The organism is Photorhabdus bodei (assembly GCF_003287735.1).
Lineage (GTDB): Bacteria > Pseudomonadota > Gammaproteobacteria > Enterobacterales > Enterobacteriaceae > Photorhabdus > Photorhabdus kayaii.
The window spans coordinates 19341-40335 of record NZ_NSCM01000005.1 but is presented as its reverse complement, the minus strand read 5'-3'; the positions used below and the strand labels follow the sequence as shown (position 1 = coordinate 40335).

The window sequence follows — 20995 nt, the reverse complement described above, 5'->3', positions numbered from 1 at the left end:
AATGAACCATTAGTTGCTCAATGTCCCCTAAACGGCAACGAACAGAGCAGAGTATGGAGGATTTTTGTCCGGGTGATGTCGTGAGTTTTCAGAACCGTGAACGTGAAATTGTGACTGACGTGTCTTGGTGCGTCTGAACAAAAAATTAGTCACGATTCATACTGAAAACGGCAGCTGCTGGAATGTTACTCCGCAATTGCTGACGCAGGTAACACGACCACGAGCTCTTGAGGAAGTAGAAAATAGACTGGAAAAACACAGTCAGTAAAGCGTAGACAGCAAATCAAGAGAGCTACCAAAACCCAAATGGGGCGATTGTTGAGATTGATATTCGTAAATACTTCAACATGGTACTGCACAAGGTATTAATGAGATTGCTACGCAAGAAGGTCTCAGATAAAAAGTTTCTGAGATTAGTGGAAACCCTGATCCTCTTTCATCTGTCACATTACCGTGATTTTAAACATTTTTATTTGGAAATATCACCACAATGATTTTCTCACCTTGCTCAGTTATACCTGTTTTATGTTTTATTAGTGTCGCATTTTCCGTTTTGGCGCCACTGTGCAGTTATCTGACTCAATTAAAAGGGAAACCGACTGGCATTGCTTTTATTGATTCCACAAGTTTGCGCATTTGTCATAACATCCGCATTCCCCGTCATCAGGTTTTTGAGGGGATCGCAAAACGAGGAAAAATCTCGATGGGATGATGTGATGGACGTCCCCTTTTTCAGTGGTAAACAGTGCCATCTTTTTTTCCGATGCACTGAATTTCAGGAGAACCGCTCATGGTGGAGCAACGCACCGCGCTTGCCAATCAACTCTGGGCGTCCTCGCTGAGCAGGGCGTGATTATTCCCGTTGGCATTCAGTCACTTCAACACCATTTACCTGATGTTTTGGAAGATGAAAACAATGCCTTGTCTTCTGTCCTGCGACGTTTACTTTATACCTCGTGGGAAGATTTACGTGCCCTGAACCTGCGTATCCATGATATGGATAAAGCAATTGCTGCACTGTCTCGCCAGCAATCGGGTTATGACCATCTGCTCATTATTTCCGGTGTCGGTCCCCTTATTACGGCTGCTTTCGTGAGTGACGTCAGCGCATCTCAATTTGTCAATGGCCGACAACTGTCTGCCTAGTGTGGTTTAGTCCCCTTCGGCAACACAGTTCGGGCGGGAAAAATCGTCTCTCTTCCCTGAGCAAACAGGGTAATCGTCATCTCCGAACGTTAATTATTCATGGTGCCCGCGCCATGATGCGCGGCGTACAAAAACGGGATGACCCTTTAGGCGAGTGGCTAAGAGCCCTGATTACCCGATGTGGGGCCATGAAAGCCGTGGTTGCTTTAGCCAACAAGCTGACCCGAATTATCTGGCGTGTTCTGACGGATAAGGTTGATTATAATATGAAGAAGGCTTTTGCTATCAATTAATTGAATTGAGTGAATCGAAATAGACGCTTTAACCGAGTTTGCAAACACTGATGAAAAAACGGCTATCGGCCCTGCGATAACCTGAGTAAAACCGAGGTAGTTACATACCGATGACGGATGATAAGGAAACAAGGGGAGGATGACATCATGGCGCAAGCAAATAAGCCCTTTATGACTCCGGATATATGGTCGCAAACCGTATCAATTTAGTGCTTGCATAATCGGGGCGTCCATATATGGTTTTACGGTTTCAAGTTACACTTGATGGTTAACCGTCTGGGTGAAATTCTGGCGCTGAAAGTGACTGCGGGTAATGTGGATGATCGGGAACCGGTTCGCGAATTAACAAAAGAATTAACGGGTTCTCTCTATGGAGATAAAGGTTATCTCAGCCAGGAACTGGCAGACGATTTAGCCAAAACGGGTGTCACTTTCATCACAAAGAAACGCCGTAACATGAAAGCGCGTATGCTGGCAGAGTGGGATAAGAACATGTTATCAAGGCATTTTATCATCGAAACGATTAATGGGCAATTAAAAACCCTTTCTCAAATAGAGCATGTGCGCCACCGAAGTATAACAGGATTTTTGTTGACCGTTTTAGGTGGTGTGATTGCTTACTGCCTTAAATTAAAAAAACCATCGCTGAAAGTTTTCTACTCAGAAGACGATTTTCCAGTGATGGCTTAAGCAGAATTCTGGCTAAGTACGAAGTCATTAACTCCTGTGGATGTCTACAGGAGTCATTGTATCGCCGATACTTGCCAACATTTACCTGCACCATGTTATAGATGAGTGGTTTGAGTTCATCAAACACGCCCACATTCGTGGTCGGGCAGAATTGGTGAGATTTACTGATGACTGTGTGCCACGAAGGCGCGCACTAGGGACGGTAAGTCCCCAGAGCAGCCATGTTGCATAAGAGATGAGGGTAGGCCCCTCGGTGTCGGCGTACAGGTGCAGGTACCAAACGAAAGCGTATATTCCGCTCCTGAGGCATGGGGATGAATGTTAATGTGACTCGCATCAATCATCAGCCATTCGAAATCTGGTTCAGAGATAAGTTCTTCAAGCAGTCCTTCCCATACGTCTTTGTCATGCCACCGACAAAAACAGCGATGCATATTTTTCCAATTGCCATAATCGGGGGAGGGGGGATAAATCCCGCCAAGGTGAGCCTGTCCGTAAAATCCAGAATACGCATTGATAAATGCGACACGTCCCTAGGCTCCCTTACATTCGGCTCAAGTAAACTCCAAACACGGTCAGAGATATCGTGACGACGGTGTCGGGTGTGCTCATGGTTAAGTAATCCATTCGTGTAATAGGGGTATTATTACATAACCATCTAATGATTCATAATTTAGGCTTAAACCTCAATAAGCGGTTAGCATTACTCACCACCGTAATTGAAGAGAGCGCCATTGCCGCACCTGCGACTACCGGATCTAACAGGGTTCCGGTAAAGGGATAGAGCACACCAGCGGCAATTGGAATCCCTAATGTGTTGTAGATAAATGCCCCCAATAGGTTCTGTTTCATATTGCGCAGCGTTCCTTTGGACAGTTCAACCGCATCAGCCACACCATGCAGACTATGACGCATCAGTGTTATCGCCGCGGTTTCAATGGCGATATCGCTGCCACCTCCCATTGCAATCCCCACATCAGCTTGCGCTAGGGCAGGGGCATCGTTAATACCATCCCCCACCATAGCAACCTTGCGACCGGCTGCTTGCAATTTCTGAATCGCCTCAGCTTTGCCATCAGGCAATACCCCCGCAATCACTTGATCAATACCCGCTTCTTTTGCAATCGCATTAGCAGTCGTCGGATTATCACCGGTCAGCATTACTAAACGGTAGCCTTGGTGATGTAATCGCTGCAATGCAGTAATGGTATCTTCACGCAGTGGATCGCGAATTGATAACACAGCCGCCGCTTGACCTCCTGCGGCCAGAATAACCGGTGTGATGCCTTGTTCTGCCCGTTGAGCAATCAGCGATTTTAATTCTTGCGTATCAACTTGATTTTGTTCTAGCCAGGCTTGATTACCTAGCAACAAGATTGTGCCATTCACTTCACCACTGATACCGAGTCCAGCCAGAGTACGGAATTGTTCAACTTGCGGTAATTCCAGCCCTTCGGCTTTAGCAAGAATGGCTTTGGCTAATGGATGGCTAGAACCTTGTTCCAGCGCGCCAGCCCAACACAATACCTCTTGTTCACTGTACCCATTAAAAGTATGAATATCAGTCACTTGAGGCATGCCTTCCGTCAGCGTACCGGTTTTATCGAAAACAAGGGTATCCAAGGCGATCGCTTGTTGCAGCGCATCCGCATCTCGCACTAGCACTCCAAATTCTGCCGCCCGGCCGACACCAGAGATAATTGACATCGGGGTCGCCAGCCCAAGGGCACAGGGGCAGGCAATAATCAACACCGTGGTAATAATGACCAATGAATACATAATCTGTGGCGCTGGACCCACGAAATACCAAATAGCACCGGCAATCAGGGCAATGGCGACCACAACGGGAACAAACACGGAGGAAATTTTATCTGCTAACTGACCAATTTCTGGCTTACTGCTTTGTGCCTGACGGACCAGTTTAATAATTCGTGCTAATGTTGTCTGACTGCCAACCGCGGCGGCAGTAAACAGTACTGTACCGTCTTGCACCGTCGTACCGGCATGAATGTTATCGCCTTTGGTTTTTTGCTGTGGAATCGGCTCACCGGTGAGCATTGCCTCATCTATCCAAACCTCACCTTGAATGATTTCACCATCAACGGGAACACGATCACCGGTTGTCAGACGTAACGTCATGCCGGGTTTGACGTCAGCCAATCGCATCTCTTTTTCGCCATCTCCTGTCACCACACGGGCAGTCGGTGGTGTCAGATCCAGCAGACGCTCCAGTGCTTTTGAAGAACGCTGACGGGCACGTTGTTCCAGAGCATGCCCCAGGTTTATCAGACCGATAATCATCGCGCTGGCTTCATAATAGAGATGACGGGCTTGTGGTGGAAAACTATCTGGCCATAGGTTGACACTGATGGAGTAAAGCCAGGCTGCGCCAGTTCCCAATGCCACTAAGGTGTCCATTGTCGCACTGCCGTTTTTCAGGCTTTGCCACGCATTGCGATAGAAGTGACCACCGGCAAAAATCATCACGGCAAGCGTGATAACGCCGATAGTCAGCCAGATATGATGGTTTTCAGGTGTGAGCATCATATTATCGCCCATCATGCCCCATACCATCACGGGAATACCGACGACTAAGGCTAATGCTGACTGCCAACGAAAACGGCGCATATTAGCGTCAGAAACTTGTTGCTGTCGTTCACGCCGCTCAGCTTCATCCTGAATCAGTTCCGCGCCATACCCGGCTTTTTCTACTGCTTTAATCAGTGCTTCTGGTGAGGCACTACCGGTAATTAAAGCGCTGCGTTCAGCAAGATTCACTCTGGCATTTTCCACGCCATCAACGCTTTGTAATGCTTTCTGAACTTTATTCACACAGCTAGCGCAAGTCATGCCATCCAACAGCAACTGGATGCTCTCATCGCTATCACTCACAACGGATATGTCAGTTTTTTCGACCGGAAGGGAGGAGGTTGCCGCTGCCAAAGGTTCCGGTCTGTTTGAAGCAGGTAATGTCAGCGGCTCAGATTTTGGGGAGTTTTGACCAGAAGCGAGTTTTGCTTGATAACCTGCCTGCTCAACAGCGGCAATCAGGGTAGCGACATCGGTTTTACCGTAAACTTTAGCTGTTTCAATATTCACCTCTGCGGCGATAACGCCATCTACGGCTTCCAACGCTTTACGAGTCGTACCGGCACAATGCATGCAACTCAGGCCAGAGAGAGCCAGTTCAACATCGGGTTGACTGGCGATTATCGCATCGTAACCGGCTGCTTGAATTGTTTCGATTAATGATTCAGCAGAGGCTTTACCGATGATTTTGGCATAATCGATCGTAATATCCGCTTGTTCCACATCTGCATGATTTGCCAGTGCCTTTTTCACACTGTTAACACAGTGCATACAGGAGAGTCCCTGCAAGGTTAAAATGGTTGTGTGTGACATAAAAAAACTCCTAACACATAGTGATGTAATTATTCTCCACACCTGTGTGATAATTGATGATATCTACACAGTTCAAGTGAATTTCTGACTTATTGCGAAGGTTAAACCTTCCCTCAAGGGTAAGGTCAAGGGGAAAAAATGAACATTAGTGAGATTGCCCAAAAAACCGGTCTTACCAGCAAAGCGATCCGGTTTTATGAAGAAAAAGATCTGATTACACCGCCGGAAAGGGGGGATAACGGCTACCGTTATTATCAGCAGAAACATATTGATGAACTCACGCTGTTGCGTCAGGCAAAACAGGTAGGTTTTACGCTTGATGAATGCCGTGAATTTTTAGTGTTATTCCGCAATCCCAATCGACACAGTGCTGATGTAAAAGCAGCAACATTGCATAAAGTGGCTGAAATAGAAAAGGCGATTGAAGAGTTGCGGAAAATAAGAAGTAAATTGTTATCTTTGGCGGAAGAGTGCCCTGGAGATGACGGGGCTGCATGCCCCATCATAGATCATTTATCGGGTTGTTGCTCTCATCACTGAGAACTGACCGGTTTTACTTTCAGGGTAATGCCATCAACAGCGATCACTTCTACTTCGGTATGGGCTGGTAGTTCACTATCACAGTGAACTCGCCAGCTTCCATCCGCCAGTTTGACCCGGCTGTAACCATTTTCAGTATCTGTAGTCAGTTTGGCTCGGATACCGATGAGCTGGTGGTCTTTCTGGTTCAGGGTATCGCCGCCTTTTGATGGGCGGCGACGTAACCAATAGCGCCATAGCATTGCAGAAAGCAGCGTCAGAGTGGCAAACAAAATGCCTTGCCATTCCCAATCTATTCCTGGTAACAGCCAGGTGACAAACGCAACAACGATAGCGGCTATACCCGTCCATAACAGATAGCCGCCAGTTCCCAGAAGCTCTGCAATTAACAGTAAGCCGCCAAAAGAGAACCAGAGCCAAGGGGTTTGCGCCGCAATCTGTGCAATCATGGTTATTTACCTTTTTTGCTTTCGCCAATCAGTTCAGTAATACCGCCAATCGCACCCATTAGATTGCTCGCTTCCAGAGGCATCATAATGACTTTGCTGTTACTGGAAGCGCCAATACTGGTCAGTGCATCCGTATATTTCTGGGCAACAAAGTAGTTAATTGCCTGCATATTACCGTCAGAAATCGCATCGGACACCATTTTAGTTGCGCGAGCTTCCGCTTCGGCGGCACGTTCACGTGCTTCTGCCTGGAGAAATGCCGATTGACGTTCCCCTTCTGCTTTTAGAATTTGAGACTGTTTTTCTCCTTCTGCTTTCAAAATAGCCGCTTGACGGATACCTTCTGCTTCCAGAATATCAGCACGTTTTGTACGTTCTGCTTTCATCTGGGCGTTCATGGCAGAGATCAACTCTTTTGGTGGACGCACATCACGGATTTCAATACGGGTAATTTTCACTCCCCACGGGTTAGTGGCTTCATCAACAATATGTAATAGACGACTGTTGATAGAATCACGCTGCGACAGCATTTCATCCAATTCCATTGAACCCAAAACGGTACGGAAGTTGGTCATCGTCAGATTGATAATGGATAGTTCAAGGTTGCTGACTTCATAAGCAGCCCGAACAGGATCGACAACCTGAATAAAGCAGACTGCATCAATAGTAACATTGGCGTTATCGCGGGAAATCACTTCCTGTGAAGGAATATCCAACACTTGTTCCATCATGTTAATTTTACGGCCAATGCGATCGATAAAAGGGACGATAATATGCAAACCTGGTAATAAAGTTCGGGTATAACGGCCGAAACGTTCTACCGTCCATTGATAGCCTTGTGGCACTGTTTTTACGCAAGTAAAGACGATAACCACCGCAATAAATATCAGAATGGGTACGGCACCAAAAGCGAATAAATCCATAGCAATTCCTTACAATTAAATAAATCAGTAAAGCAGCGAGTAAACCTGGCGACGGTATTTCGAAGCTAAGGTATTACCGGTCCCCATTGCAGACATAATATCCATCATTGTTTTCCGTACCGCACCGTTGGCAGCAGAAAGGTCCTTTTTCAGGAAGCTGAGTAATAATTCCAGAGCTTCTTCATTACGGTTGACTTCGTGCAGTTTCAGCGCGAGCTTAACAGCCAGCTCTGCATTTTCCGGTTGAATGGCGAATTCTTGCTGCAATTGTTGGATCTCTGGTGTATCCGCCGCTTGCTTTTGTAACTCAATTTGAGCCAGTAAACTGTGATAATGAGTGTCTTGATCCTGTAATGGAATAAGACTCAGAATTTCCTGGGCTTCTTCTATATTATTGAGCATAATTTGCACTTTGGTCAACATAAGTGCAATTGCACTGTTTTTGGGCGCTAATTGCCAGGCTTCTTTCAATAACGGTAGTGCTTCCTGATGTTTTCCTTCGGCGATAAGTTCCTCTGCCTGAGCGACTTTCAACTCTTCCGGCTTGGGTAATACGCGGGCAAGCATCTCTCTAATAACTGTTTCAGGTTGTGGCCCTTGAAAACCATCTACCGGTTGGCCTTGTTGCATAATATAAACCGTAGGAATGGCGCGTAAGCCAAACTGTGCCGCGACCATTTGCTCTTTATCGCAATCCACTTTTGCCAATATGAATTGATTTGCATATTCTGCTGCCAGTTTATCCAATATTATGCCTAATTCTTGACAATGAGAACTACGTTCAGACCAAAAATAAAATAAAACAGGTACAGTCATAGACTGTTCAACGGTTTGATGTAGATTGCTTTCGTTAACATTAATTCCAGTAGAAGTTGGTAACATATAATTAGTCTCTTAAATTTGGTTGTCGCAGGGTATGATTAAATAGATTAAGGTTATTTTCTTAACTTTCAAGTTGTACCACTCTGCTTACTCAGTATTTTATCCATTACTCTTCCTGGTAAAATCCGGCGCATAATAGTAACTGCGTGGGTTATCCAAGTTACTGGATAACGTAATTTGGGGTTTGGACTTTCCAGAGCATGAATCAGTTTGCGCACAACGGCTTCGGGGGTTAGGGTAAAATGGCGGGCGATCCTGGGGTTTCTGACAGGTTTATCGCTTTGCGTTTGATTCACGTTTTCTGCGAAACGTGTTTTTATCGGGCCAGGGACAATCAGACAAGCTTTAATTCCTGTTCCGGATAATTCCATTCTTAATGCGTCTGACCATGCTTCCAAGGCATATTTACTGGCGGAGTAAGCACCGCGGCCTGGGGTTGAAATCAATCCCATCACTGAACTGGTTTGGATAATACGGCCTTCACCATGAAGTTGCATTGCTGGAAGTAATAAGCAGGTAAGTTGATGAGTACCAAATAGATTAGTAGAGAATTGCTGTTCCAGTTGTTCACGACTGATTGTATTTAATGGGCCATAAATACCAAAGCCGCCGTTATTAAACAGCCCGTAAAGACGGCCATTGGTGAGCCTGATGACCTCGGCGGCGGCGCGCTCCACACTCATTTTGTCATCAAGATCCAATTGGATAGGTTCCAGTCCTAACTCGCGCATATGTTGTAAATCTGCGGGTTTCCGGCAGGCTGCTAATACTCTATAGCCCCGCTGATGTAGTGTTTTGGCCGCCACCAGACCAATTCCACTGGAACAGCCGGTGATAAGAACGGACTTTTGCATAACTTTACCTGCTTATAGACATCAATTTGTTGAAACTAATAGTTTACTACTTAAGAATAATTAAGATGTGCTGATAGTGTGTCAGACATCCAATCGGCGATAAAGGGTTGGGCTGCCAGATTAGGATGTAATCCATCTTGTTGCACCCACTCCGGTTTAATAGCGACTTGTTCCATATAAAACGGAAGCAGGGGGATTTGATTGTGTTCTGCCAGTTTGGGGTAAATCTTGGCAAAAGATTCGGTATAACGGCGCCCATAGTTTGGCGGCAGACGGATCTGCATCAATAGAGGCTGAATATTGGCTTGTTTCACTAACGTAATGATCTGTTGCAGATCTTGCTCTGTTTGTTGTGGGGGAAAACCGCGTAGTCCATCGTTGGCGCCCAGTTCTATCAGGACCCAACGGGGTTTATGTTGTTTAAGTAATTCAGGCAGCCGCTCAAGACCTTGAGCGGCGGTATTACCGCTGATACTGCCATTGATGACCGTGATTTTATTACCGGATTTCCGCCACTTTTTTTCCATCAAAGCAGGCCATGACTGCTCAATAGGCAGATGGTAACCGGCGCTAAGGCTATCACCGAGAATCAGAAGGGTATCAGTCGCGGTCGCTCTGGCGCTAAATAGCATCACTAATAAAAGGAAAAGTAAATGGTAACGGGGAGTATTCTTGAAGTTCAGCATCTTAGTAAGCACGTTGGTCAGGGAGAAAATAAGATCACTATATTGCAGGGAGTCGAGTTGGTTGTCGAGTCGGCACAGACTATCGCTTTAGTGGGGGAATCGGGTTCGGGTAAATCCACATTGCTTGGCATTATTGCCGGGTTGGATGATGGCAGTGACGGTGAGGTTCGGCTGCTAGGGCATAATTTAAGCCAGATGAATGAGGAGCAGCGGGCGCAACTGCGAGCTGAAAATGTCGGTTTTGTCTTTCAATCATTTATGTTAATTCCGACGTTAAACGCATTGGAAAATGTCCAGCTTCCTGCTTTATTGCGTGGTGAATCTGAACAGAATAGCAGGAAACAAGCGGTTGAATTGCTCGAACAATTGGGATTGGGAAAACGTTTGAAACATATGCCGGCACAACTTTCTGGTGGTGAGCAACAGAGGGTGGCATTGGCGCGGGCATTCAGCAGCCAACCTAAAATTCTGTTTGCTGATGAGCCGACAGGTAATTTGGATCGGCAAACCGGTGATCGGATTGCTGATTTACTGTTTTCTCTCAATCGTGATTACGCCACGACATTAATTCTGGTGACTCATGACAGCCAGCTTGCGGCTCGTTGTCAACGTTGTTTGCGGTTAGTTGATGGCAAATTGAGGGAAGAAAGATGATTTGGCGTTGGTTTTGGCGCGAATGGCGCACCCCTTCTTTATTGATTGTCTGGTTATCGCTTACGTTGGCGGTGGCTTGTGTGCTGGCGCTGGGAAGGATCAGTGATCGGATTGATCAAAGTGTTCATTATCAGAGTCGGGATTTTCTGGCGGGTGATTTAGTCCTGCGTGCGGCTTATCCCGTAGATGACGGATGGTTACAGCAGGCGAAAAGTCTGGGATTAAAGTTGAGTCGCCAGCTCTCTTTCACCACAATGACTTATGCCGGGGATATTCCTCAACTTGCTAATGTAAAAGCCGCGGACCATGACTATCCATTATATGGTGAGCTGGAAACCCATCCACCGGGTTTGAAAGCGGAAAAAGGAACAGCACTGGTTGCGCCTCGTTTGCTTGAACTGTTGAAAATCAAAATTGGCGATAATCTGGATGTCGGTGATACCACGCTTAAAGTGAGTGGAGAATTAATTCAGGAACCGGACAGTGGTTTCAATCCCTTTCAGATTGCACCAAGGATTTTGATCAATCTTGATGATGCGCAATCTACCGGGGCGATTCAGCCGGGTAGCCGTCTGACTTATCGTTATATGTTTTCGGGTGATAAAGAAGCGGTTTATCAGTATCAGCAGCTCATTGATCCCCAACTTAAAGCTGATCAGCGCTGGTATACCTTGAAACAAGATAGTGGAGCGCTCGCAAAATCTATTGAAAGGGCACAGCAATTCTTGTTGTTATCGGCTTTGCTAACGTTATTACTCGCTGTCGCCGCGGTAGCGGTATCAATGACCCACTATTGCCGTAGCCGCCATGATTTAATTGCAGTACTAAAAACACTGGGTGCCGGGCGTTGGGCGTTGCGTAAATGGGTGATTGGTCAATGGCTAGCGATATTAATTGCGGCAGCGTTAGTGGGGACGCTTCTGGGATTGATGTTTGAATATCTGCTCGTACAGATTTTGGCGCCCATGTTACCGAAGATGTTGCCGCAAGCCGGATTCTGGCCGTGGATATGGGCGTTAGGCGCGTTATCTGTTATCGCCTTACTGGTGGGAATACGTCCGTACAAGCAGTTAATGGCAACCCAACCATCACGGGTGCTGCGTGATGATATTATCGCGCCTATCTGGCCGTTGCGTTATTACTTGCCGTTGGCGGTATTGGTGGTCATTAGTGGGCTGAGTCTGTTAGTTGGCACCAAGCCCATGTTATGGGCGTTACTTGCAGGCATGATGATGGTTGCGCTATTACTAGCCGTGTTTGGTTGGGGAGGATTGTGGTTATTACGTCATTTGAAACTCCGCCAACTCAGTTTTCGTCTGGCGGTTAATCGACTACTGCGGCAGCCGTTTCAAACAGTAGCTCAATTGGCGGCTTTCTCTTTATCATTTATGTTATTTGCTTTGTTGCTGGTGGTCCGAGGAGACTTGCTTGACCGTTGGCAGCACCAATTGCCATCGGACAGTCCAAACTATTTTCTGATTAATATGACTGGACAGCAAATTCCACAAGTAGAACATTTGCTGGCTCAGTATCAGGTTAAACCTACGGCATTCTATCCAGTGGTATTGGCTCGCTTGACGGAAATTAATGGTCGGTCAGCCATCGCGTGGGCAGAGGCCAAAGAATCGGATAGCAACACGGTGCAGCGGGAATTGAACCTGACATGGAAAGAGGAGTTACCCCCGTTTAATACCTTGGTTGCAGGTTACTGGCCGCCAAAGGCGGATGAGGTCTCCATTGAGCAGGGTCTTGCTGAGCGTTTGGCAATCAAAATCGGCGATAAGCTAACATTTAGTGGTGATACGCAGCAATTCAGTGCCATAGTTAGCAGTATTCGACTGGTGGATTGGGAAAGTTTGCGGCCAAATTTCTTGTTTATTTTCCCGAAACAAGCATTAGAGAATCAGCAGCAAACCTGGTTGACCAGTTTCCATTATGAGGGAGAGGGTCGCCTTCTGACGGATCTTAATCGTCAGTTTCCAACCTTGAGCCTACTTGATACCGGCGTGATGATTAAGCAAATTCAGGGTATTTTGCAGCAGGTCAGTAAGGCATTGGAGGTCATGGTTGGGTTGGTCATGGTTTGTGGCGCATTATTGCTATTGGCACAGGTTCAGGTAGGGATGCATCAACGGCAACTTGAACTAGTGGTTTACCGCACCTTGGGAGCCAGTAAACAGTTACTGCGTCGTACGCTGTGGAGTGAATTTGCTTTGCTTGGATTAATGGCGGGTTTTACTGCGGCACTTGGCGCTGAAGTTGCGCTTTGGTTATTGCAGACCAAGGTATTTGATTTTCCGTGGCAACCAGAATGGCAGATGTGGCTGTTATTACCAATAATCAGCAGCTTGTTACTTTCATTGTGTGGGAGTTGGTTAGGGCTCCGGTTGTTACGGGGTACGGGATTATACCGGCGGGTTCAGGGATAGAAGGGCGATATTTGCAGACATTCAGGGAATGGGTAATCGCTCGTCGAGATGTGATGAACCCATTCCCTGGCTTATTGTCCTATTATCGTTGTTTAGATAAATTCGACTCTAAGTTGTGGCAATATTTTCTCGCCGAAAGTGGTCAACCCCTTAACATAATCAGGGAAGATCAACATAACCCCGTCCAGTTCGCATTCACGGAGTAAATCTGACAATTGTTTACAACATGTTTCCGGGTTGCCGATAGCTGTGTGGGTCATAAAAGCATTTTGGGATCTTTCAACCATCGCATTGCTTTTTCCGCCAATATCGACGCCAAAACTGTGCATCATGTTTTTAACTGCGTCTATATCCAGGCCATCACGATAGAATTCAGCCAGCGTTTCAGCTTCTTCATCTGTTTCAGCGCAAATAATCGTACACATACAAAAGGTTTTGGTAGTTGTACCGTATTCGGCTGCAAGACGTTTAGCCATCAGACTAATTTGTCGCGTTTCTTCTTCATCTTTACCACCAATGAAACACACATCGGTGTTACGCACACTAAAACGTAGCCCACATTCTGATTGACCGGCACAGACCAAATAAGGGCGCGGAACGGAAACAGGTTTAGGTTCAGAAACACAATTCTTGAAATTAAAGTAATCCCCCTGATGATTAACCTGCTTCTCACTCCAAAGCCGTTTGATCAATTGGGTCCACTCTTCGGTCATTGCGTAACGTTGATCGTGATCTAAATTGTTATCCCATTCCCCCATTTGTTCAAATTCGTCTTTGAAGGAGCCAGAGACAATATTCAGCCCGGCGCGTCCATGACTAATTTGATCCAGTGTCGCAATCATTTTGGCTGCCACGGCGGGATTATGCAGCCCGGCATGCATGGTTGCGATAAGCCGGGCATGATGAGTCACTTCGGCAATACCTGCCATCATGGTAACGGATTCCAGAGAACAGCCCCAATGTTCCGTTTCACCACCAAAGCCATGCCATTTGCTCATTGACATAATGAAATCCAAACCAATTTGATCAGCCAGAATAGCCGCTTCACGGTTTTGCTGATAAGAAGCATCGAGTGGTGGTGTATTTTTGGAAATAATCCATCCACCTTTCGCTATGGGTAGAAATACACCGAATTCTTTCTTTGCCATGATTAATTCCTTGTTTGTCTGTGGTAAGGAATATCTTATATACCCTATGGATTTCAAGATGCATCGCGACGGCAAGGGAGAGAATCCCCGGGAGCATAGGTAACGATGTGACCGGGGTGAGCGAGTGCAGCCAACAAAGAGGCAACTTGAAAGATGACGGGTATAGGTTCATTTTATTGTTAAATTCAGTTAAGTAATGTGTTGTCATCAGAACATTTCTTCACGATTTGTGAAGGTGGTTGCATCATGAATGTGACAATCAAAATAGTTAGTACCGGTATGGCGATAATGAGAAATGCCGGTGTAAAACTACCTGAATAATCCTTAATTGCGCCCACCAGAAAAGGGGCGATACAGGCGATAGTGGAGATCAGATTCATCACCGAGAACAGTTCCAGATAAGGCGTGCGCCCAAAATAATTGAACAGCAATATACTGGATGCCAGAAAAGTCATGCCATAACCGATGCCAATACACAACGTGAACAAGATTAAAAATGTCCATGAGGTGGTGGCACTGAGTGCGATAAGACCACAGATAATTATCGACAGACTGCCGATAAGCATTTTTTTGGGATCGAACCATTCACCAACCGCGCCTCCTGCAAATCGTGAGAATGCGTTGATAAAAGCCAAAATACTGAGTGAGGAAGCAGCAACAGATTCGCTGAATCCGTTTTCAGTAATATGGGCGACCGCAAAACTATTAACGGTTATCCCACACAGTAAAAAAGCAGTATAAGCGGCTGCAATGGCATAAAATTGCCAGGTGTGCAGTGCTTGCCGGACATTCCATATTTCCTTGGTGCGATAGATATTGGAGGGGAGCTGGTCTTGTTGATTTTTGCTAATTCTTTCAGCGTGGGCGTTTTCCTTTTTACCTTCGCGCATAAATAAAATGGTTAATAAGCTGATCAAGGTGAGTGATATCCCGGAAATTGCCCAGTGCATACGCCAGTTTTCCCAAAATACTGTTGCCAGGAAATAGATCCACGGACCGACCACGCCCCCTAATCCCCCGATAGTGAAATAGATACCAAAAGCCAACGACTGCTTTTTAAAAAGTCGGCTAATGACATAAGTACCGGGAACCGTTGCCATAAGACTAAAGCCGATCCCTAGTAGGGTGGTACCGGTAAAATAGGCCGCGATACTGTGGGTGTTATAGAGGATATAAAAACTGGTGATAAAGGTAAGCGTACCGATAATTAAGGTAGCGCGGACGCCTGTACGACGAATAAACATCGCTGGAAGGTAACTGGACAGCCCACATGACAAGCCCAGTAAAGTGAACCCCAAACCGGCATCCGTCCAACTCCAGTGTAATTCCTTGATCATGCTAGGTAATACAACGCCTAGCGAAGTAAATGTGGTTGCGGTGACCAGAAAGTAAATCAAACCCAAAAGTATCAGTAGGAGCCACTGATAAGTACGTCCGAACTGGTCATGTTGAGTGGGCATCTTGACTCCATCAGGATAAAGGCCATCAGAAAATTTCTGATATTTTATTCCGATATCAGAAAAAACTATATCGAATAAAGACCCCATAACTAAATTGATCCGTTCGATAATAAGGGGTATCTCTTATTTTGTATTTATTTTTTATTGGGTTCAGGACAATGCCAGTCCATAAATGACCGGGTTGATGACCAAGGAGCTTTCCCAAATCGTAATGTAATTCTGGTTTGAAATCGATAGTTTCAGATTGCCCATGTAAACCTAAGGTATAGTCAAAAGTCCCGACAACCCGGAAATCCCCTAAGCTATTATTGAAGGGAATGCCGTAATCGATATGAATTCGCTGATCATTCCAGCTTCCTTTGGCATTATTCTCAAAATAAAAAATTGTACGTAGCCAGCTAATCCAGCTAGCTTGCCAGTCAATACTGATACCGGGGAAATAGTCGTAATCTATCCCCTTGGTTTTGGCAATCCATTGAGCGAACAGAATATCTTTTACCGGCCCAAAAGAGATGTCATTACCAGTGACTTTACTCAAGCTCACTCTGGGGACAAATTTATAATAGTAGGTGCTTTTATCACCTTGGTAATCACCTTGCAGTGAATTTTGCCAAATACTATAGACGTACATATCGCCAACACTGTAGTCGCCGAAAGCCTCTAAAATCGGTGAAATGGTTTTTTGGGGATCGACTCGATTTTCAAATTGTATATAAAGGCTGGTATCAATCGATTGAAAATTAACAAAATGACTGGCCTGAGCTTGATTGATTGCCGGTAGCAATAATAGTATTGCAGGTAATCCGCTTTTCTTTAATCTGGTGTTGATCCAATACCAAGCTGTTGTTTGATAAATAGCGTAAGAAGATGGAAACGAGGACCATAAGGCGGAAAAAAACTGTAGGCGGTTTTTAGTATCGTGGGCTTTCCAGGTAAATAACACGAGGGTTTCCCTTTTCGTATGTTGTCAGACTAATTAATGGTAATAGCATTGATCTAATGGAGAGGTTTTGTCAAAGGGATATTTGGTTTTGTTGATGAATGTTGAATAGTATAGAAAAATAAGATTATTCTAACCTTAGTCATTTTTCAGTGTTAGTAATGTATTGATTATTTAATTAGCGATAGGTTGTTTATTCAACTTGGTGTTGAGAATTGGGAAAAATATTGTTAATTAATGGTTTTGTGAAAATATTTGTGTAATTATATTTTAGTTAACTTAAATCTATAATTTATTTACCTTAATTAATCTGAGTTTTTAATGAGAAATAGCCATGAGAAATAAAAATAATAAATTGGGTCTGTTTTTGTATCATCAAAATAATTTGTGAATTTAAATAATTATTTCTTTGATTTTAAAACATAAATTAAAGTATTTTTCATGGAATAAAAACATAATAGATGTTTAAAATGATAACTGGTTTGATTTGTGTTTAATAAAAAAGAGATTGTAAATGAAATGTTGTAAATTATAGTTCTTTGGCTGGTGGTTTTATTATGATATGCTTTTAATTAAATGATAAATATTCAAGGTAAAGTGTTTCCATAAGTTAGAAAAATAATTTTCGACTCTATTTTTACTCATGTTTGATAATTATCAATTTAATAGTAAAAAATCATCCATTCCACAAAAAGCTTGATATAATTAAAAACAATAGGGTAAAGTAGTTTATTGGCTTTTAAATGTGTTATTAAAATTTTGATTTAAATCAAGTATATAAAAGATATTTTGTAAATATGGGGTAGGAAAATATGGTTAATAGAGCTAATGAGTTTTTATTAGACATATTCGTATAAACCATAAATTCTCTTAATGTAACAAGGGTGTTTCTACTTAAATATGAATAAAAGAGGGTGATTATGTATACTGGAATTGTGCAAGGCAAAGAAAGCGTATTATCTCTTGATAAAAAAGACGGGTTTAGTACATTAACCGTCAGTAATAATAACCATTTCTTTGATGATGTTTCTGTGGGGGCCAGTGTTGCGATTAATGGTACTTGCCTGACTGTCACCCAATTTGAGAACGATATCGTCTGGTTTGATATATCAGATTTTACGGCTGATGTGACCACATTAAAGTTTTTAAATGTGGGGGATGAAGTTAATATTGAAAGATCACATCAAATGAATAAAGAAAATGGCGGTCATAGTCTATATGGGCATATTGAAGGTGTGGCAGAAGTCGTTAATTTTATTAAAACTGGTGAAACTTATCGATTGGTTATTAATATTCCTGGCGATAATATCAGATATTTTTTCCATAAAGGTTTTATTGGGTTACATGGTTGTAGCTTGACAATAAATGGTATAAATGAAGAAAACAAAACCATAGAATTGAATTTAATTCCAGAAACGTTAAGGGCTACCAATCTTAGTAATATTAAAGTTGGTGAATTACTTAATTATGAAATAGATCAAACAACGAGAACGATTGTGGACACAATATCCAGATCGATGAGTGCTAATAGATCAATATGATAATTGAAGTTTGAAGTAATATAAATAAGCTGGAATGTGGGGCGGTAAATTATTTACTTCCGCTTCCACAATTAATCCCAGGCCATTAAATGACAAACGTTTGATTATTTTGATGGACGTTTGTCATCTATTATTTTGTCCCAAAATTCATCTATGGTACCTACACTTGTACCGCCACCACTTTCCAGCTCATGGATCGCTGCCTGCGTTGTGGCATTAGGAACATGGTGTTCTTTTGTTGCTCTAGTTAATACCAGACGGACAAAGCTAGACATATTCAAATTATTATCCCGGGCGGCTTGTGCCATCGCATTTTTCAGTTTTCCAGAAACACGAACTTTTAATATAGCCGTATTCATATGTACCTCTTTGTCTCTTAATTTGTATCCTTACTGTGGGACTATTGTGGATACAAATCAAGATAACAAGATCGATAAATAAACAACGTTAGTGTTAGGCGTTAGTTAAATTAATTTTTCCTGTGCCCATTCAAGGCCACTCTGATATTCAGGGGGCAGCATGGGAACAAGTTTCTGCAATGTATCTTTTAATTCATTTTTATCAAAGTGAGAAAGATTAAGATGACCCACTTTACGTGCAGGACGGACTTCTTTCTCATACCAATGTAAATGTACCAAGGGCAAACTGAGCCATTGTGTATTGATATCTGTACCAATCAAATTGATCATAACTGACGGTGCAGTGACTTCTGGTCGAGGCATGGGCAAATCCAGAATAGCGCGAAGATGTAATTCAAATTGGCTGATAGATGCGCCGTTCTGAGTCCAGTGACCGCTGTTGTGAACGCGTGGTGCGAGTTCGTTGATCAGTAAATTGTCACCGACAATAAAACATTCCATCGCCATCACGCCGATATATTTCAGCTCGTGCATAATAGCTGACAACATACTCTCGGCCTGTTGTTGTAAATGATAATGCTGTAAATGGTCATTTTCCTGAGGAGAGACAATACTGGCACGGAGAATGCCATCTTGATGCAAATTGTGCGTTAAGGGATAGAACACACAATCGCCATTTTTATTGCGGGCACCTACCAGTGAAACTTCGCCGGAGAAAGGAATGGCTTGTTCAGCAATACATTCACCATAAATATCGGCGGGTAATGCTGTTTCATCGCCGGGACGAATACGCCATTGCCCGCGGCCATCATAACCACCCATGCGGCGCTTAACGATAACGAAATTACCGAGTTCAGAGAATAATTGCGGCCATTGGTTGGCCTCGGAGAGTAATTGCCACGGAGCCGTTGCCAGACCAAGGCTATCCATTAACTGTTTTTGCGGCAGACGGTCGGCCAGACGGGGAAAGATATCTCGATTAGCGAAAGCCTTATGGCGGGCAAGTTCTTGGGTAAGCGCTGTTTCCGGCCAGCGCTCAATTTCAGCGGTAATAACGCTATTCTGATAAGGAACCGCTTCGGGTTCCGCATCGAGGCCAACAGGATAAACCGTGATACCTAAAGGCTCACCAGCTTGACGTAACATGCGGCCGAGCTGACCATTGCCTAATATACAAACTGGCTTCATGCTTCCTCCCGTGGATCGGGATTATCGAGTACATCCTGAGTTTGTGTTTCACGCCAATGGCTAAGGCGTTTCAGTAAATTTTTATCATGACGCGCCAGAATCTGTGCGGCCAGTAGGGCTGCGTTTGCCGCGCCGGCTTTTCCAATCGCAAGCGTGCCGACAGGAATCCCTTTTGGCATCTGTACGATAGAGTAGAGGCTATCTACTCCATTCAGTGCAGCGCTTTGTACGGGTACGCCGAGAACCGGTACCAGCGTTTTGGCCGCCAGCATGCCGGGTAAATGAGCAGCGCCACCGGCGCCAGCGATAATGACATCAAAACCATTTTGTTCAGCTTGCTCGGCAAAACTGAATAGTTTATCGGGTGTACGATGAGCAGAAACAATTTCAACATGAAAAGGTACATTAAGAGAAGTGAGAATATCAGCCGCGTGCTGCATAGTCGTCCAATCGCTTTTAGAACCCATAACAATGGCGATTTTGGCATTGTGTTGAGTTATTCCTGCTAAATCAGGCTGGGCAATCATAAATCAAATGCTCCTGTGTTTTAACGTCCACCAGAATGAAAATAACGCTTTAAGGCCGCGGATCATATCATGCTCACAAGCTAAGGAAAACGATTGCGTTACTTTATACTTTTGTTGTGACACCTGTATATCGGGTGTTCTCGGTTAATCAGAATGGGAAAGAGATAAGATCGATTGATTTATCCGTTATTTTGAACATCGATCCCTGATGATGCCATGCGCCAAGTACACCACGGTGAACGGTTTTATCATGCAGAGGAACTTCATGTACAAAAGGGCGGTGGGTGTGTCCGTGAATCATCCAGTCAGCTTGATACCGCTCAAAAGTGTCAATAACAGCTTGCTGGTTTACATCCATAATGGCTTCGGATTTTCTGCTGTTGACCGATTGGCTGTTTGCTCGCATTTTTACGGCAATTTTTTGACGGATAGACAGAGGTAGCAGTAGAAATAGACGTTGGACCCACGGGGTATGAACCCGCTTACGATATCGTTGATAACCTTCGTCATCAGTACACAAGGTATCGCCGTGCAGAATAAGCACTCGTTTACCGTACAGTTCCAGTACTTTTTCCTGTGGGAGCAAGATAATGCCACTCTCTTTAGCAAAGCGCGAACCGAGTAGAAAGTCACGGTTGCCGTGAATAAAGTAACAGGTAACACCTTGTTGTTGCACAGTTTTTAATGCGCTAGCGATTTCACGGTGGAGAGGGTTGTTGTTGTTATCATCGCCGATCCAGTAATCGAACAGATCGCCGAGAATATAGAGGCTATCTGCCTGAATGGCGTCCTCACGCAAGAAACGCAGAAAACCGGCAGTGATTGCCGGTTCATGTTCGCTGAGATGTAAATCCGCAATAAAAAGTGTGCACATATTCAGTGAG

20 protein-coding genes and 3 pseudogenes are annotated in these 20995 nt (G+C 44.3%); 9 read left to right on the top strand and 14 right to left on the bottom strand.

Annotation, left to right across the window (positions count from 1 at the left end; translation table 11 throughout):
- Positions 1 to 422: 422 nt before the first annotated feature.
- The 4 genes and pseudogenes from CKY02_RS05575 to CKY02_RS05560 form a co-directional block, all read left to right on the top strand.
- Positions 423 to 709: pseudogene (locus CKY02_RS05575) on the top strand (transposase); the annotation flags it as partial.
- A gap of 26 nt (positions 710 to 735) precedes the next feature.
- The gene (locus tag CKY02_RS05570; protein ID WP_112894531.1) at positions 736 to 1146 is read left to right on the top strand and encodes a hypothetical protein; all 411 of its coding nucleotides are present in this window, start codon (positions 736 to 738) and stop codon (positions 1144 to 1146) included.
- Positions 1146 to 1439 carry a transposase gene (locus CKY02_RS05565; RefSeq protein WP_162120693.1) on the top strand — a complete coding sequence of 98 codons (294 nt, stop codon included), beginning with the start codon at positions 1146 to 1148 and terminating at the stop codon, positions 1437 to 1439. Before CKY02_RS05570 ends, CKY02_RS05565 begins: the two co-directional genes overlap by 1 nt.
- A 237-nt stretch (positions 1440 to 1676) precedes the next feature.
- Positions 1677 to 2129 (top strand): annotated as a pseudogene (locus tag CKY02_RS05560) (IS982 family transposase); the annotation flags it as partial.
- A gap of 296 nt (positions 2130 to 2425) precedes the next feature.
- On the opposite strand, the pseudogene CKY02_RS25565 reads toward CKY02_RS05560, so the two are convergent.
- Positions 2426 to 2741, bottom strand: a pseudogene (locus CKY02_RS25565) (transposase); the annotation flags it as partial.
- A gap of 54 nt (positions 2742 to 2795) precedes the next feature.
- On the bottom strand, positions 2796 to 5531 hold the full coding sequence (gene copA, locus CKY02_RS05545) for a copper-exporting P-type ATPase CopA (protein ID WP_112894528.1): 2736 nt from the start codon (positions 5529 to 5531) through the stop codon (positions 2796 to 2798).
- A gap of 138 nt (positions 5532 to 5669) precedes the next feature.
- Here copA and cueR point away from each other — a divergent pair, with 138 nt between their 5' ends.
- Positions 5670 to 6071: a Cu(I)-responsive transcriptional regulator gene (cueR, locus tag CKY02_RS05540; protein ID WP_112894527.1), complete on the top strand. Its 402-nt coding sequence runs from the start codon at positions 5670 to 5672 to the stop codon at positions 6069 to 6071.
- Here the strand turns inward: cueR and CKY02_RS05535 are convergent.
- The 5 genes from CKY02_RS05535 to tesA form a co-directional block, all read right to left on the bottom strand.
- Entirely contained in the window at positions 6065 to 6520 is a 456-nt protein-coding gene (locus CKY02_RS05535; protein ID WP_112877972.1) for an NfeD family protein, read from the bottom strand. The two genes, cueR and CKY02_RS05535, sit on opposite strands and share 7 nt — an antisense overlap.
- Positions 6521 to 6522: 2 nt before the next feature.
- Complete coding sequence (locus CKY02_RS05530) at positions 6523 to 7443, bottom strand: SPFH domain-containing protein (RefSeq protein WP_112894526.1); 921 nt, start codon at positions 7441 to 7443, stop codon at positions 6523 to 6525.
- A gap of 24 nt (positions 7444 to 7467) precedes the next feature.
- Complete coding sequence (locus CKY02_RS05525) at positions 7468 to 8325, bottom strand: co-chaperone YbbN (protein WP_112894525.1); 858 nt, start codon at positions 8323 to 8325, stop codon at positions 7468 to 7470.
- 68 nt (positions 8326 to 8393) lie between these two features.
- The gene (locus tag CKY02_RS05520) at positions 8394 to 9179 is read right to left on the bottom strand and encodes an SDR family oxidoreductase (RefSeq protein WP_112894524.1); all 786 of its coding nucleotides are present in this window, start codon (positions 9177 to 9179) and stop codon (positions 8394 to 8396) included.
- A gap of 50 nt (positions 9180 to 9229) precedes the next feature.
- The gene (gene tesA, locus CKY02_RS05515; protein ID WP_193493074.1) at positions 9230 to 9862 is read right to left on the bottom strand and encodes a multifunctional acyl-CoA thioesterase I/protease I/lysophospholipase L1; all 633 of its coding nucleotides are present in this window, start codon (positions 9860 to 9862) and stop codon (positions 9230 to 9232) included.
- Here tesA and ybbA point away from each other — a divergent pair.
- Complete coding sequence (gene ybbA / locus CKY02_RS05510; RefSeq protein ID WP_112894523.1) at positions 9833 to 10519, top strand: putative ABC transporter ATP-binding protein YbbA; 687 nt, start codon at positions 9833 to 9835, stop codon at positions 10517 to 10519. The two genes, tesA and ybbA, sit on opposite strands and share 30 nt — an antisense overlap.
- Positions 10516 to 12948, top strand: coding sequence for a putative ABC transporter permease subunit YbbP (ybbP, locus tag CKY02_RS05505; protein WP_112894522.1), 2433 nt, complete (start codon positions 10516 to 10518; stop codon positions 12946 to 12948). Before ybbA ends, ybbP begins: the two co-directional genes overlap by 4 nt.
- Before the next feature lie 92 nt (positions 12949 to 13040).
- Here ybbP and CKY02_RS05500 read toward each other — a convergent pair whose 3' ends face one another.
- Positions 13041 to 14096 carry an LLM class flavin-dependent oxidoreductase gene (locus CKY02_RS05500; RefSeq protein WP_112894521.1) on the bottom strand — a complete coding sequence of 352 codons (1056 nt, stop codon included), beginning with the start codon at positions 14094 to 14096 and terminating at the stop codon, positions 13041 to 13043.
- 20 nt (positions 14097 to 14116) lie between these two features.
- Between CKY02_RS05500 and CKY02_RS24360 the strand changes: the two genes are divergently transcribed.
- Positions 14117 to 14293, top strand: coding sequence for a hypothetical protein (locus tag CKY02_RS24360; protein WP_162120697.1), 177 nt, complete (start codon positions 14117 to 14119; stop codon positions 14291 to 14293).
- Here CKY02_RS24360 and CKY02_RS05495 read toward each other — a convergent pair.
- Positions 14282 to 15556 carry an MFS transporter gene (locus CKY02_RS05495; protein WP_112894633.1) on the bottom strand — a complete coding sequence of 425 codons (1275 nt, stop codon included), beginning with the start codon at positions 15554 to 15556 and terminating at the stop codon, positions 14282 to 14284. The genes CKY02_RS24360 and CKY02_RS05495 overlap by 12 nt on opposite strands.
- A 55-nt stretch (positions 15557 to 15611) precedes the next feature.
- Positions 15612 to 16499: an outer membrane protein OmpK gene (locus CKY02_RS05490; RefSeq protein ID WP_193493062.1), complete on the bottom strand. Its 888-nt coding sequence runs from the start codon at positions 16497 to 16499 to the stop codon at positions 15612 to 15614.
- A 917-nt stretch (positions 16500 to 17416) separates the two neighbouring features.
- Between CKY02_RS05490 and CKY02_RS05485 the strand changes: the two genes are divergently transcribed.
- Positions 17417 to 18037, top strand: coding sequence for a riboflavin synthase subunit alpha (locus tag CKY02_RS05485; RefSeq protein ID WP_112894520.1), 621 nt, complete (start codon positions 17417 to 17419; stop codon positions 18035 to 18037).
- A gap of 104 nt (positions 18038 to 18141) precedes the next feature.
- Here CKY02_RS05485 and CKY02_RS05480 read toward each other — a convergent pair whose 3' ends face one another.
- The 4 genes from CKY02_RS05480 to lpxH all read right to left on the bottom strand — a co-directional run bounded on the left by CKY02_RS05480 (position 18142) and on the right by lpxH (position 20985).
- On the bottom strand, positions 18142 to 18396 hold the full coding sequence (locus tag CKY02_RS05480) for a type II toxin-antitoxin system RelB/DinJ family antitoxin (protein WP_112894519.1): 255 nt from the start codon (positions 18394 to 18396) through the stop codon (positions 18142 to 18144).
- A 105-nt stretch (positions 18397 to 18501) separates the two neighbouring features.
- Complete coding sequence (purK, locus tag CKY02_RS05475; RefSeq protein WP_112894518.1) at positions 18502 to 19584, bottom strand: 5-(carboxyamino)imidazole ribonucleotide synthase; 1083 nt, start codon at positions 19582 to 19584, stop codon at positions 18502 to 18504.
- Positions 19581 to 20111, bottom strand: a complete 531-nt coding sequence (purE, locus tag CKY02_RS05470; RefSeq protein WP_112894517.1) for a 5-(carboxyamino)imidazole ribonucleotide mutase — start codon at positions 20109 to 20111, stop codon at positions 19581 to 19583. The genes purK and purE overlap by 4 nt, the downstream gene beginning before the upstream one ends.
- A gap of 148 nt (positions 20112 to 20259) precedes the next feature.
- Positions 20260 to 20985, bottom strand: a complete 726-nt coding sequence (gene lpxH, locus CKY02_RS05465) for a UDP-2,3-diacylglucosamine diphosphatase (protein WP_112894516.1) — start codon at positions 20983 to 20985, stop codon at positions 20260 to 20262.
- Positions 20986 to 20995 lie beyond the last annotated feature (10 nt).

What these genes read in the sequence shown, in the direction of transcription:
- copA (WP_112894528.1), bottom strand. Translation starts at nt 5,531, where the DNA reads ATGTCACACACAACCATTTTAACCTTGCAGGGACTCTCCTGTATGCAC.
- cueR (WP_112894527.1), top strand. Translation starts at nt 5,670, where the DNA reads ATGAACATTAGTGAGATTGCCCAAAAAACCGGTCTTACCAGCAAAGCG.
- CKY02_RS05535 (WP_112877972.1), bottom strand. Translation starts at nt 6,520, where the DNA reads ATGATTGCACAGATTGCGGCGCAAACCCCTTGGCTCTGGTTCTCTTTT.
- CKY02_RS05530 (WP_112894526.1), bottom strand. Translation starts at nt 7,443, where the DNA reads ATGGATTTATTCGCTTTTGGTGCCGTACCCATTCTGATATTTATTGCG.
- CKY02_RS05525 (WP_112894525.1), bottom strand. Translation starts at nt 8,325, where the DNA reads ATGTTACCAACTTCTACTGGAATTAATGTTAACGAAAGCAATCTACAT.
- CKY02_RS05520 (WP_112894524.1), bottom strand. Translation starts at nt 9,179, where the DNA reads ATGCAAAAGTCCGTTCTTATCACCGGCTGTTCCAGTGGAATTGGTCTG.
- ybbA (WP_112894523.1), top strand. Translation starts at nt 9,833, where the DNA reads ATGGTAACGGGGAGTATTCTTGAAGTTCAGCATCTTAGTAAGCACGTT.
- ybbP (WP_112894522.1), top strand. Translation starts at nt 10,516, where the DNA reads ATGATTTGGCGTTGGTTTTGGCGCGAATGGCGCACCCCTTCTTTATTG.
- CKY02_RS05500 (WP_112894521.1), bottom strand. Translation starts at nt 14,096, where the DNA reads ATGGCAAAGAAAGAATTCGGTGTATTTCTACCCATAGCGAAAGGTGGA.
- CKY02_RS05495 (WP_112894633.1), bottom strand. Translation starts at nt 15,556, where the DNA reads ATGCCCACTCAACATGACCAGTTCGGACGTACTTATCAGTGGCTCCTA.
- CKY02_RS05485 (WP_112894520.1), top strand. Translation starts at nt 17,417, where the DNA reads ATGTATACTGGAATTGTGCAAGGCAAAGAAAGCGTATTATCTCTTGAT.
- CKY02_RS05480 (WP_112894519.1), bottom strand. Translation starts at nt 18,396, where the DNA reads ATGAATACGGCTATATTAAAAGTTCGTGTTTCTGGAAAACTGAAAAAT.
- purK (WP_112894518.1), bottom strand. Translation starts at nt 19,584, where the DNA reads ATGAAGCCAGTTTGTATATTAGGCAATGGTCAGCTCGGCCGCATGTTA.
- purE (WP_112894517.1), bottom strand. Translation starts at nt 20,111, where the DNA reads ATGATTGCCCAGCCTGATTTAGCAGGAATAACTCAACACAATGCCAAA.
- lpxH (WP_112894516.1), bottom strand. Translation starts at nt 20,985, where the DNA reads ATGTGCACACTTTTTATTGCGGATTTACATCTCAGCGAACATGAACCG.